Source organism: Komagataeibacter sp. SM21 (assembly GCF_041402665.1).
In the GTDB taxonomy this organism is placed as follows: Bacteria; Pseudomonadota; Alphaproteobacteria; order Acetobacterales; family Acetobacteraceae; genus Komagataeibacter; species Komagataeibacter saccharivorans.
Genome location: NZ_JBGLOV010000003.1, coordinates 153,252 through 166,060 on the forward strand (window position 1 = coordinate 153,252; position 12,809 = coordinate 166,060).

General features: G+C 64.0%; 10 protein-coding genes and 1 pseudogene. 9 read left to right on the forward strand and 2 right to left on the reverse strand.

The features are described 5' to 3' along the window. Nucleotides 1–12 precede the first annotated feature (12 nt). From ACBR42_RS04660 to ACBR42_RS04675, 4 genes and pseudogenes are all read left to right on the forward strand, one after another. Entirely contained in the window at nucleotides 13–2,856 is a 2,844-nt protein-coding gene (locus tag ACBR42_RS04660) for a DNA translocase FtsK 4TM domain-containing protein (protein ID WP_371207377.1), read from the forward strand. Next, nucleotides 2,853–3,612: pseudogene (locus tag ACBR42_RS04665) on the forward strand (RluA family pseudouridine synthase). The gene ACBR42_RS04660 and the pseudogene ACBR42_RS04665 overlap by 4 nt, the downstream one beginning before the upstream one ends. Beyond that, nucleotides 3,594–5,702, forward strand: coding sequence for a hypothetical protein (locus ACBR42_RS04670; RefSeq protein ID WP_371207378.1), 2,109 nt, complete (start codon nucleotides 3,594–3,596; stop codon nucleotides 5,700–5,702). The pseudogene ACBR42_RS04665 and the gene ACBR42_RS04670 overlap by 19 nt, the downstream one beginning before the upstream one ends. A 35-nt stretch (nucleotides 5,703–5,737) precedes the next feature. Next, entirely contained in the window at nucleotides 5,738–6,409 is a 672-nt protein-coding gene (locus tag ACBR42_RS04675; protein ID WP_110546802.1) for a histidine phosphatase family protein, read from the forward strand. 27 nt (nucleotides 6,410–6,436) lie between these two features. Here ACBR42_RS04675 and ACBR42_RS04680 read toward each other — a convergent pair whose 3' ends face one another. Continuing rightward, entirely contained in the window at nucleotides 6,437–6,577 is a 141-nt protein-coding gene (locus ACBR42_RS04680) for a hypothetical protein (protein WP_162900411.1), read from the reverse strand. A gap of 237 nt (nucleotides 6,578–6,814) precedes the next feature. On the opposite strand from ACBR42_RS04680, the gene ACBR42_RS04685 reads away from it, so the two are divergent. The 4 genes from ACBR42_RS04685 to ACBR42_RS04700 all read left to right on the forward strand — a co-directional run bounded on the left by ACBR42_RS04685 (nucleotide 6,815) and on the right by ACBR42_RS04700 (nucleotide 10,781). Next, nucleotides 6,815–7,249 (forward strand): nucleoside deaminase, encoded by a 435-nt coding sequence (locus tag ACBR42_RS04685; protein ID WP_371207379.1) that lies wholly within the window; start codon nucleotides 6,815–6,817, stop codon nucleotides 7,247–7,249. Between the two features lie 120 nt (nucleotides 7,250–7,369). Continuing rightward, a complete protein-coding gene (locus ACBR42_RS04690; RefSeq protein WP_102325005.1) occupies nucleotides 7,370–8,944 on the forward strand; it encodes a Do family serine endopeptidase in 1,575 nt (524 codons plus the stop codon). Nucleotides 8,945–9,130: 186 nt separating this feature from the next. Then, a complete protein-coding gene (gene folD, locus ACBR42_RS04695) occupies nucleotides 9,131–10,045 on the forward strand; it encodes a bifunctional methylenetetrahydrofolate dehydrogenase/methenyltetrahydrofolate cyclohydrolase FolD (RefSeq protein ID WP_102325279.1) in 915 nt (304 codons plus the stop codon). Nucleotide 10,046: 1 nt separating this feature from the next. Beyond that, nucleotides 10,047–10,781 carry a methylenetetrahydrofolate reductase gene (locus ACBR42_RS04700; protein ID WP_118962640.1) on the forward strand — a complete coding sequence of 245 codons (735 nt, stop codon included), beginning with the start codon at nucleotides 10,047–10,049 and terminating at the stop codon, nucleotides 10,779–10,781. Between the two features lie 15 nt (nucleotides 10,782–10,796). On the opposite strand, the gene ACBR42_RS04705 is transcribed toward ACBR42_RS04700, so the two are convergent. After that, nucleotides 10,797–11,372 carry an NUDIX hydrolase gene (locus ACBR42_RS04705; RefSeq protein WP_102325007.1) on the reverse strand — a complete coding sequence of 192 codons (576 nt, stop codon included), beginning with the start codon at nucleotides 11,370–11,372 and terminating at the stop codon, nucleotides 10,797–10,799. Between the two features lie 209 nt (nucleotides 11,373–11,581). On the opposite strand from ACBR42_RS04705, the gene ACBR42_RS04710 reads away from it, so the two are divergent. After that, nucleotides 11,582–12,784: an MFS transporter gene (locus ACBR42_RS04710; RefSeq protein WP_102325008.1), complete on the forward strand. Its 1,203-nt coding sequence runs from the start codon at nucleotides 11,582–11,584 to the stop codon at nucleotides 12,782–12,784. Nucleotides 12,785–12,809: the final 25 nt, after the last annotated feature.

The window sequence follows — 12,809 nt, forward strand, 5'->3', positions numbered from 1 at the left end:
GGATATGGATTTTTGGCGATCTTCAGCCGTTTTATCCCTGAATCGTTCTCTTCGGACTCGATGCGTTCGCGCGTGCGCGAACGTTTGGCCGAAGCCGGGGGGCTGGGGTTGTGGAGTCTGGCCCTGTGTCTTGCCATCGCGTTATGGAGCTATGATCCGCGCGATCCATCCGCCAATACCTCCAGCTCGCAGCCACCCGCCAATCTGCTGGGCCGTCCCGGTGCGTATATGGCCGATATCATGCTGCAGGATTTCGGCATCGTGGGGGTGCTGGCCATTCTGTGTCTGCTGGCATGGGGCTGGCGCCTGATCCGCCATCGTGGGCTGGCTGCTGTCATACTGCGTATCGTCGCCCTGCTGTGCAGCCTGCCTGTGGTGGCCGCCGATATCGCGGCCGTGCCGCTGCTGGTGCCGGGTTTCCCCGCTGCCCTGTGGCCGACCGGTGCGGGGCTGGGCGGTGCGGTTGGCCTGTCCATCGCCCATATGTCCATTCAGGCGGCCACCGTGTTCGTGGGACGCGGTGGCCCCGCCCTTGTCTGGGTGCTGGGCCTGACGCTGGGGCTGCTGCTGCTGCTGCTTGCCTTCGCGCTCTCCTTTGCTGAATGGAAAGGGATCGGGCGCGGTATCAGGTTCCTGCTGCGTCAGCCCGTAGTGCTGACCCGCTGGCTGCGTCGTGTAACCCATCATGCCGCCGAAGCCCGGAAGGCGAGGGAGGAGGAGACGCACCAGCCCGCGCCCGGCCGCGCTGCCGCCTACGTCCCGCCTTCATCCGTAATGGGGGAAGCGGGGCTGGAGGCGTCACCTTTCCTCAAGACCGCGCATGGTATGGAACCTAGTCTTGAGGAGATGCCCACGCCCCGCATGGCGGCAGGTACGGCCATCATGCCCGTGGCGGACCCGGCGGCGGCAAAGGCCGTGCCTTCCCCCGCGGCGAAGACCGTATCCGCGCCTGTCCGGGCGGCGGAAGACCAACCCCGCCCGGCTGTCGCCGCACGTAAGGCGGACGGGCCTCGCGCGCCACAGGTATCCCTTCAGACAAGCTGGATGCATCCGCCCGGCATGGATGAGGAAATCACCCAGCCCCTGCTGATGGGTGCTCCATCATCCGATCGCCTGCCCTGGCATGAGGACCCCGCGCCTGAGGAAACGGGTGCGGTCCTTACCCCTGCGCATGATGAACTGCCGCCCGGTATTGCGGAACCCGCCCGACCGACGCTCCTGTCGCGCTTCTTCTCCGGTGGCGGCAGGACGGCGGCGGAAGAACCCGCTTCCATGCCGGATGCCTATGATCCGTCCCCCATGGCTGGCGCGGAGGAGACGACCTACACCACCCCGCCGCAGCCGGAATGGCAGTTTCCATCCCTGTCGCTTCTCAAGCCCCCGGCATCGGACGAGACGACAAAACCCACCGAGGAACTGCTTCAGGCCAACGCGGCCCATCTTGTCACGGTCCTGTCGGAATATGGCGTGCAGGGTGAAATCGTGGCCTATCACGCAGGGCCGGTTGTCACGCTGTACGAACTTCAGCCCGCGCCCGGCATCCGCGCCGCGCGTGTCATAGGGCTGGCTGACGATGTCGCACGCTCCCTGTCGGTGCTGAGCGTGCGGATCGCCACGGTGCCCGGACGTAACGTGATCGGGATCGAGGTCCCCAATACGCGGCGTGAGACCGTCTATTTTTCCGAACTGCTCATGGACCCGCAGTGGTCGCATTCCCGCGCACGCCTCAATCTGGCGCTGGGCAAGGATATCGCGGGCGAATCCGTATACAGCGACCTTGGCTCCATGCCGCATCTGCTGATCGCGGGCACCACCGGTTCGGGCAAGTCCGTTGGCGTGAACGCCATGATCCTGTCACTGCTCTATCGTCTTTCGCCCGAGCAGTGCCGCCTGATCCTGATTGACCCCAAAATTCTGGAACTCTCGATTTACGAGGGCATTCCCCATCTCATGACCCCGGTGGTGACGGAACCGGCCAAGGCGGTCGCCGCCCTGAAATGGGCGGTGCGCGAAATGGACCGCCGCTATCGCGCCATGGCGCATCTGCAGGTGCGTAATATCGCCAGCTACAATGAACGCGTGGCCGAAGCGCGTGAACGCGGCGAGATCGTGACCCGTCGCGTGCAGACCGGTTATGACCCTGAAACCGGCAAGCCCACGTTCGAAGAGCAGCAGCTTGCCCTCGACTCCCTCCCTTATCTCGTCATTGTTGTGGACGAGATGGCCGATCTCATGATCGTGGCGGGCAAGGAAATCGAAGCCCTGCTGCAACGTCTGGCACAGAAGGCGCGCGCGGCGGGCATTCACCTGATCCTTGCCACCCAGCGTCCGTCGGTCGATGTGATTACCGGCACCATCAAGGCCAATTTCCCGACCCGCATTTCCTTTCAGGTCATCAGCAAGTTCGACAGCCGTACCATTCTGGGCGAGCAGGGGGCCGAGCAGCTTCTGGGCCGTGGCGACATGCTGTTCATGCAGGCTGGTGGCCGGATCACGCGTGTGCATGGTCCCTTCGTGGATGATAACGAGGTCGAGGCGGTCGTGGCCTTCCTGCGTACGCAGGGCGAACCGATCTATGACGACGATGTCATTTCCCCGCAGGAAGAAGAAAGCACGAACAAGCCTTTCTCCGCCCCGGCAGGCGGTAGCGAGGATGACGGCCTGTTCGCGCAGGCGGTCGAGGTCGTCGCGCGGGAAGGCAAGGCGTCCACGTCGTTTATCCAGCGGCACCTGTCGATTGGCTATAACCGTGCGGCCAAGATCATCGAACAGATGGAAAAGGAAGGGCTGGTCAGTGAGGCCAATCACGTGGGCCGGCGTGAAGTCCTGATGCGTCGCCCATCGGATGACGAATGAGGGGCAGGACCATTCCGCCCCTGCCTGCGCACCCTTCATCTCCGCTACCTTTTACGGTCCTGTACCGCGATAACCGTTTTGTGATTCTGGACAAGCCACCCGGTCTGCCCGTCCATCCCGGCCGGGATGGCGGCCCGAGTGTGGAGGACTGGTTCCCCCTGCTGTCGCGCCATCGTAATGGCCCATGGCTGGCCCACAGGCTGGATCAGGACACGGCAGGCTGTCTTGTCGTGGCGTTGCGCAAGCAGGCCCTTGTTGCGGCGCAGGCGTGTTTTGCGGCGGGACAGGCGCGCAAGGTCTACTGGGCCATGGTGCAGGGAACACCGGCCGCGTCATCGGGCGTGGTGAATGCGCCGCTGGCGCGGGTAGAGTACGGGCGGCAGTGGCATATGCAGGCCGTAAAAGAAGGGGGCCAGTCGGCCCGTACGCGCTGGCGCGTGCTGGGGCAGGGGCGCGATGCGCAGGGTGCGCCGGTAAGCTGGCTGGAACTGGTACTCGATACCGGGCGAACTCATCAGGCGCGGGCGCATTGTGCTGCCATCGGATGCCCCATACTGGGTGACGGGCGATATGGCGCAGCAGGGATGGGGGCGTTATACCTCATGAGCCGGAGCATTTCCCTCCCGCTGGACGTTCCCGTGCATGCCACGGCCATGCCCCCGGAGCATATGCGCCTGCTTATGGCCCAGGCAGGCTGGACCCTGCCGTCCGACAACGTGGAATAAGGAAGCAGCACGGTGTTCGCCCACACATTGACGCAGGAACTGATGCGCGTTCTGGAACGGCCAGACCTGCGCGTGATTGCGGGGGAACGGCGGATCGCGCTGGACCCCGCGCTGGACCTTCCATTCCGTATCCAGCCCGATGGGGGCGTCGTACTGGGACTGCCGGTGCAGGGACAGCAGGAGGTCACGGCCTTTTACCTGCGTCATGCGCTGGAACTGGCCGTCCTGCGGGAAACCGCGCCGGAGCGGCCCATGTGCGCGGCTTTCTGCGCGGCACGGACGGCGGCGCTGTTCTGGTATCTCGATACCGGTCGGCAGGATGCTGACGCACCTGCCGCATGGGTGCCGATCATGGCGGGGGATGACCTGCCGGGTGTTTCCGTCCTGCAGGAAATCTGGCCCGCGCTGGCTCTTCTGCAACCCGCCCTTTCCCAACGGGGTGGGCGATGTTCCTTTCCACAACTGCATGACAGGCTGCAGGCCCTGTGGCCGCTGCTGGGGCCGACCGAAAGCCTTATGGCTACGGGGGGCGATGCGCGGCTGGCGGTCGATCCGGCAACCGGACTGAATCACTATGGCTGTTCGCACCGGCCGCGTCCGTGGGCCATTACCTTTGCCTCCTCCACCGCGTCTTCCCTGTCCGAACGGGGTTTTGCAGGGGCCGAGACGGCGCGGCTGTCCCTGCTGGCAGGCGCACTGCATGGCAGGACGGACGCGGCTGCGTGCAGTCTCGATGCCGGCATACAGGCCCAGATCGCCGCCCATTTCGGCCTGACGGCGGAGGAAGGGGTCGTACTGGCTCCCTCTGGCACCGATTGCGAACTGTATGCACTGGCCCTTGCCGCGCGGGCGCCCGGCGGGCGTCCCGTCGGCAATATCCTGATTGCGCCGGAAGAAACCGGCAGCGGCGTGCCTCTTGCCGCCATGGGGTGTCACTTCGCCAATGATACGGCACGTGGCCTTGCGGTTACGCGCGGCGCGCGGATCGACGGGTTTCGCGCCGATACGCTGGTGGTGAATGTTCCCATGCGGGATGCGGATGGACATGTCCGCGCACCGGCGGATGTGGATGCGGAGACGTGTCGCCTGACGCATGAACTGCGCCATGCGGGTCGCCATGTGCTGCTGCATCGCCTCGACCTGTCCAAGACCGGCCTGCTGGCACCGGGACTGGACGCACTGGAACAGGCATGCGCTCCTGATGGGCATGATGGTGAGTGTCCCGATGTGGTGGTGGATGCCTGTCAGGCCCGGCTCGACCCGCTCAGGGTACGGGCCTATCTGGACCGGGGCTGGATGGTCATGGTCACCGGCTCCAAATTCTTTACGGGGCCGCCTTTCTGCGGGGCGCTGCTGTTACCGGCTGCGGTGCGGCGCAGGCTGGATGGGGGTAATCCCCTTCCTGCGGGTCTGGGGGCGTATAGCCATCGCCATGCCTGGCCTGCGGGCCGGGCGGTGGATGTGCTGCCGGTGGGGCATAATATCGGCCTGATCCTGCGCTGGCGGGCCGCGCTGTCGGAAATGGCGGCACTCAGCGCCATCCCCCGCGCGGTGGTCCATGACCGGCTGAAGCATTTCCTTGCCGCGGTGGAGGCACGGATCACGCGCGACCCCCATCTGGAACTGCTGCCCCCGGTACCGCCGCAGCGGGCTGATCTGGATAACGCATGGGACTGCCTGCCAACGATCATGAGCTTTTTTGTCCGTGCGCCGGACAGTAAGGCCGGAACCTTCCGTCCGCTGGCGCTGCCACAGGCGCGTCAGCTTTATGCGTGGCTCAATACCGACCTGTCGGACCTTGTTCCGGCCAATGATCCGGATGCGGCTGTCGCGTCCGTCCTGTGCCATATCGGCCAGCCCGTGCCGCTGGCCCATCCCGACCTGCCCGGCGTTCTTGCGGGCGCGCTGCGGATTTCGGCCGGGGCGCGACTGGTTTCGGGCGAACCTTCCCATGAAGGGATGGACCCCACTGGCCGCCTCCAGCGCGAGGCACGCAATGTGAGCCGGGTTCTCGACAAGGTCGGACTGATCGTGCGGCACTGGTCGCGGCTCAGCGCCGCCAATCCGGCGCAGACCTACCTGCCACACGGCTGGCAGGTCAGGGCAATCCTGCCCGCCTGAATTTTCCTGATTTTCCTTCCCGACGGATTTTGAGTGTGACGACGCAGAACAATCACGGCAATTTTCTCGATACCCCCCAGCTTCAGAAGGGTGTCACCCGTTTCTGGCTCATCCGCCACGCGCTGGTCGAACAGAATGCCCGCATGCGGTTGTATGGCGCGATGGACGTGCCGCTCTGCCCCGACAGTCTGGTAGCCCAGCGGCGCATGTACGAATCACTGGCCCACCGGCTGCCGCGTGGCGCCCTGTGGTTCACGTCCCCCCTGTCACGTACGCAGCAGACGGCCCGCGCCATTCAGCAGGCCGGTTATGGCGAGCATGCGTGGCAGGTGGAACCTGACTTTACCGAACAGTCCATGGGCGACTGGCACGGCATTACGCACGATACGCTGCCCAACAGGCTGAGCCAGCCCGCCCATCCTTTCTGGTCCGTCAGTGCGACCGAACTGCCGCCGCAGGGCGAAAGCATGGTGCAGGTCTGTTCGCGCGTCGGGGCCTGCCTGGACCGGCTGGCTGACCAGAACGCGGGTCAGGACATGGTGGTGGTCAGCCATGGGGGTGCCATCCGGGCCGCGCTGGCGCATGCGCTGCGCGTGCATGCCGAAACCGCATTGCATTTTTCCATCCAGAATCTGGCGCTCAGCGTGATTGAACGCCTGACGGAAGGGTGGCGTATCGTGACCGTCAACGAACTGCCCATGCCCTGACCGTGTCGGATTGCCCCGTATCCTGCCCTATTGCGGACCGGAATAGAGCAGGCAGGTAAGGGCGCAGGTCTGGCCCGTCCTTACGGGGCGGTAGCGGGTGGTGTCATCCGCCGTGGCCATTCCTGCTACGATGGCGGCGGTGGCAAGAACCAGTGTCAGTGTATGCATGACCTTACCCCCCAATAAATGGGCCGGTTATGATCCGGGCGATGGCGCGGCCCGGAAAAGACCGGCCTGCCCCTGCGTACGTAACGATACTGTCAGGTCCGGGTTGCCTGAATCCAGTCCAGAACGTGCGACCGCCGGGGCGCCGATCGATGGCGGTGCAGGGCCCGGCCTTGCCGGGGCGTGCGGGCTTGCTATCGTAGTGCCATGATACGCTCACGCCCGTTACCGGCCCATTTCATGGATATCGCGATGGAGGAGGCGCAGGCCGCCGCCCTGCGCGGGGAAGTGCCGGTGGGCGCTGCCCTGTCCGGGCCGGACGGGCAGTTGCTGGCCCGCGCGGGCAACCGGGTGGAAGAATGGCATGATCCCTCCGCCCATGCGGAAATGCAGGTGATGCGTGCGGCAACCGCGCAGCGCAGCGGGCGTCGGCTTGCGGACTGCGTGCTGTACGTCACACTGGAGCCTTGTCCCATGTGTGCGGCGGCGGCCACGCATTTCCGGGTGGGGCGGATCGTATTCGGCGCCTATGACCCCAAGGGCGGCGGCGTGGAGCATGGTCCGCGCGTGTTTTCCCATCCCGGCTGCCTGCATCGCCCCGAAATCGTGGGGGGCGTGCGCGAGCGCGAAACGGGACGGATGCTACAGGATTTTTTCCGCCACCTGCGTGCCTAACCTATTTGTCATGCAACGGTATAGGAGGGGTCGGCTCCCTTGTGGCACAGTGCAGGGAATGGGATTGTAGGCATCGGCGATCAGTCCCGTCCGTTGTTTCGAGTTTGCAGCAGGACCATCATGTTCAGGGGTATCATGTCAGACGTATTACGGTCGAACACCATTTCCTTGCGCCGGTTTCGTGGCTCGCTGCTGGCTTCTCTGGTGGCCAGCACGGTAGTCGGGGGCGGTCTGCTCGCCGCCCCTCCGGCCCGGGCCGATGACAGTGGGGTTATCCGCCCTGATACGCAGATTCAGCAGCTGCCGAATTTCGTCCATCTCGTCAAACAGGTCAAACCCGCGGTCGTATCCATCACCGCGCGCATCAAGGACCCGGACATGAGCGAGGAGCAGGGCGCGGGTGGCATGCCCGGCGGCGGCTTCCCGTTCCCCTTTCCGTTCCAGATGATGCCGCAGCAGTCCCACCAGACGGTGGAGGCGCGCGGATCGGGCTTCATCATCTCGCCCGACGGGTATGTGGTGACCAACAACCATGTGGTGAAGGGTGCGACCAAGGTTACGGTCACGCTGGATGATGGCACGGCGCTGCCCGCCAAGATCGTGGGACGCGATTCCAAGACCGATATCGCCCTGCTGAAGGTCTCGCCCACAAGCAAGCTGCGCTTTATCGAACTGGGCGATTCCGATCGGGTCGAACCGGGTGAATGGGTGGTTGCCGTGGGCAATCCCTATGGTCTGGGCGGGACGGTCACGGCCGGTATCGTATCGGCCCGGGGCCGCGACATTGGCGATGGCCCGTATGATTCCTTCATTCAGGTGGATGCCCCCATCAACCGGGGCAATTCCGGCGGTCCGCTTTTCACGCAGGATGGCAAGGTGGTGGGCGTGAATACCGCCATCCTGTCGCCATCGGGTGGTTCGATCGGGATCGGCTTCGCCATTCCTTCCGATACCGTCAAGAATGTTGTCGACCAGCTTGAAAAGACCGGCCACGTCACACGCGGTTACCTTGGGGTGACAGCGCAGGTCATCACGCCATCCATGGCCAGCGCGCTTGGCCTGAAGCCTTCGGCATCCGGTGCGCCCGCCACCGGCGCGCTGGTTGCCAGCGTAAGCTCCGGCAGCCCCGCCGAAAAGGCCGGACTGAAGGCAGGTGATGTCGTAACCGAACTCAATGGCCGCGCCGTCGATACGCCGCATACTCTGGCGGTGGAGGTGGCATCCATCACCCCCGGCACGAAGGCTTCCATTTCCTACCTGCGCAACAACAGGCCGCAGACGGCAAGCGTTACGATCGCCAGCCTTGGCAAGGGTGGGACAGCCGACAGCACGGTGGGTGATACCTCGCACGATGCGGAGAAGGGACCCCGCCTTGGCGTGACCCTCGCCCCGCTTACGCCTGACATGCGCCAGCAGCTTGGGCTGGAAGAAGGGGTGCGCGGTGTGGTCGTAAGTGACGTGCAGCCCGGTTCGCCTGCGGAACAGGCCGGTATCCATGCCGGTGATGTCATTCAGGCCGTGGGCGAGGTGCCGGTTGAAAACCCCCGCGCGACGGTTTCCGCCATAAGGCAGGCCCTGCAGGCCAACCATTCCGTGCTGTTGCGGGTGGTGCGTAACGGGCAGAGCGTTTTCGTGGCGGTCAGCCCCAATGCGGATGACAACGATGCCCCGACGGGTGAGGACGACGACCAGTAAGTCATCCCCGATCAGTCGGTTCGCGTGGTGGCCGGGGCGGCGACGTCCCGGCCATTTTTTATGTGCGGTGACGGTACAGGGAAATTTTTTTTAACGTTTGCGCCAGAAAACCCGCAGGCAATGATTGTCGCCCGGTAGCTTCTTGCCTTATCTGCTCGCATTGCCATGTTTCTTTCCGGAGGGATGATGACCGGCCCAGCAGTATCCGATGCGCAGGAACCATCTGGCGCGCGCCTGATTGATGGAAAGGGATTTGCCGCCCGCCTGACGCAGGATATCGCCACCGAAGTCCGCGCCTTCTATGACCGTCACCATGTCACACCCGGTCTTGCGGTCGTGCTGGTGGGAAATGATCCGGCCAGTGAGGTCTATGTGCGCAACAAGGCGCTGCAGACCCATCGGGCAGGCATGCGTTCGTTCATGCATATGCTGCCCGCGACCACATCACAGGAAGAACTGCTGGGCCTGATTGCCCGACTGAATGCCGATCCGGAAATCCATGGTATTCTGGTGCAGTTGCCGCTGCCAGCCGGACTGGACCCGGTTGCGGTGACCAACGCCATCCTGCCTGAAAAGGATGTGGACGGGCTGGGCGTGGTCAATGCGGGACGGCTGGCGCTGGGCCTGCCTGGTATCGTGCCCTGCACGCCACTGGGCTGCCTGCTGCTGCTGCGTCATTACGTGGGGGACATGCGTGGCAAGGACGCGCTGGTGATCGGTGCGTCCAATCTTGTGGGTCGTCCCATGGCGGAACTGCTGCTGCATGAAGGCTGCACCGTAACTGTTGCCCATATCGATACCCGCGATACGGCGGCCCTTGCACGGCAGGCGGACATCCTTGTCGTGGCGACGGGGGTGCGTGAACTGGTGCGCGGTGACTGGATCAAGCCCGGTGCCACCGTGATTGACGTGGGCATATCGCGTGTCACCCTGCCGTCAGGCAAGACACGGCTGGTGGGCGACGTGAAATTTGACGAAGCCGTGCAGCATGCGGGCCTCATTACGCCTGTGCCCGGTGGGGTCGGCCCCATGACGATTGCCTGCCTGCTGCGCAACACGCTTGATGCGGCACGGGTGATTGTTGAAAAGCGGACGGCGTGAAATGACCCTGACGTCTGTTGAACTGATCCCGCGCGATTCCGAAACGCTGCTGCGTGACGCCCATGAGGTCCGTCAGTGTTTTCCCGATGCGCAGATGATCAATATCCCCGATCTGCTGCGCTTTCCGCTGCGAAGCTGGGAAGCCGCGACCCTGATCCGGCCGGTCTTTCCCCGCGTGATCCCGCATATACGCGCAATCGACATTGCCCCCAATGCGCCGCTGCCCGGCGCGGATGATGAGGGCCTGACCGAAGTGCTGGTGGTGCAGGGCGATCCGCCATCGGACCTGAAGCACCGTACCTATCCCAATACCAGTGAAAGCGTGATCACCCGTTATCGCCGTGAGGCACCGCACCTGACGGTCTATGCCGCCTTCGATCCTTACCGCCGTGCGCCGTATCAGGAAATGGAAGCCGTTGCGCGCAAGAAGGATGCCGGGGCGGCGGGATTATTTACCCAGCCCGTATTCGATATGCGCATGCTGGATCTGTGTATGAACTGGCTGCATGGGGAAAACGTGTTCTGGGGCATTTCCCCGGTAGTCGGCCCAAAATCGCGTTCGTACTGGGAAACGACGAACCACGTCATTTTCCCCCCGGACTTTGAGCCGACGCTGGAGGCGAACATTGCTTTCGCCCGCCAGATGATGGCGGCAGTCGCGCAGGCGGGCGGCAACACCTATCTTATGCCGCTGCGCGTCAATCTGGAGCGTTACCTCGCGCCCTTGTGCAGGTAGCATCCCGTCGCGCGGCTAGATCCAGCCGCGCGCCCGGATCAGCCCGAATGCGGCGATTGTGACCATGCAGGTAATGCGTCCATCCGTAATCATCGCCTCCATTTCCGGCAGGGTTACGGTATGGCAGGTAATGTCGGCTTCCGTTTCCTCGCGCTGGTGCGGACCCTGCCGCAGGCCGGTGGCAAGGTAAACACGGCCCTTCTGGGTGGTGATGCCCGCACCCTGGTACAGCAGGCCGGCATCGCGCATCGTATCAGCGACAAGGCCGGTTTCCTCGCGCAGTTCGCCGCGTGCGACCTCATCGGGGGCGGCATCGGGGCGGTGTTCCCACATGCCCATGGGCAGTTCCCACATCCGTTTCTGCACAGGATAGCGGTACTGGCGGATAAGGGTCACGCGCGGGCCGTCGGCATCGTTCCATAACGGCAGGATCACGACAAAATCGCCCCGTTCGACCACGCCGTACAGGCCCTGCCTGCCATCGGGGCGGATGATGATGTCCTCCCTCACGCGCGTCCATGGGTTTTCATAGGCCACGCGGCTGGAGACGGTGATGTATCCACCCGCATCGGGTGTTGGGGATTGCGTCATGTGGCGTGCATCCTGTGTCATCATGCCCCGTGCCGCCCGTTTGCGTCCCGCACAGGAGATTGTGTAGGGCTAAAGGTGATCGCCCGGGTTTTTAAGATTTTTCCTTAATCCGTATTGTGCTTTCGTTACAAAGCCATTTTCTCAGGCAGGTCAGGATTGCCGTCACGCGCGCGCCGGCCGGGGCGCCTGTTTCTCAGTTCGTGGAGTGTATGCGTATCATGTCCGGCTCGCAGGCATCATCGGTGTCCCATACACGGCGGATACTGGCCGTCGTGCTGTTCAACCTCCTGTGCTATATCGATATCGGCCTGCCGATGGCGGTCATTCCGGTTTTTGTAAATCAGGTGCTGGGCTACAATACCGTTCTGGCGGGGCTGGCCGTATCCGTGCAGTATCTGGCGACATTTGCTTCGCGCGCCAGTGCGGGGCGGCAGACGGACCGGCTGGGGGCCAAGCCCACCGTTGTCCGGGGGCTGGCCATCTGCACGCTGTCGGGGGTCATGCTGCTTCTGTCCGGCGCCCTCATGCATTTTGCCGCGCTGTCCATGGGATTGCTGATCCTGAGCCGCATCCTGCTCGGAATCGGGGAAAGCTGGACCGCCACGGGCGCCATCATGTGGAATATCGGCCGCGTAGGGGCGGCGCGGACCGCGCAGGTCATCTCCTGGAACGGGGTTACATCCTATGGCGGGATCGCGCTGGGCGCACCCATTGGTCAGGTCCTGTCCGGCCTGCCCCTGCCATTTGGCGGTCTGACCATGGTGGGGCTGTTATCCGCCGCCCTTACCCTGTTCGGGTTCGTGCTGGCCCGCCGGTATGAACCGGTGCCCCCGGTACCCGGCAAGGGGCCGCCCATGCCATTCAAGGCCGTGTTCATGCGCGTCCTGCCGCATGGAATCGTGCTGGCCTGCGGTTCGGTGGGGTTTGGCACGATTTCCGCCTGTCTGGCCCTGTTCTATGCCCATAATCACTGGCAGGGGGCTGCCGTGGCGCTGACCGGGTTCGGGGTCATGTTCAGCCTCATGCGCTTCCTGTTCGCCCGCCAGATCGACCGGCGCGGCGGGCTGGTGGTCGCTCTGGTATCGCTTGTGGTGGAAACGCTGGGACTGGTCGTTCTGTGGCAGTGTGACAGCGTGCCGGGGGCAGCACTGGGGGCCGCGCTGACAGGAGCCGGTTTCTCACTGGTCTTTCCTGCCATGGGGGTGCTGGCGGTGGCTCGGGTCGGGCCGGAAAACAGGGGTTCGGCGCTGGGTGCGTTTTCCGTTTTCCTTGATATAGCCGTGGGCCTGTCGGGGCCGCTGCTGGGCCTGGTGATCCAGACAATGGGATATGGCGCGCTGTTTCTTGTCTCCGCCCTGTTTACGTTCGCCGGTGTGGGTGCGACCATTGCGCTGAAATTCCTGCCCCGCTGAAGGGTGGTGCGGGCAAAGTGACATA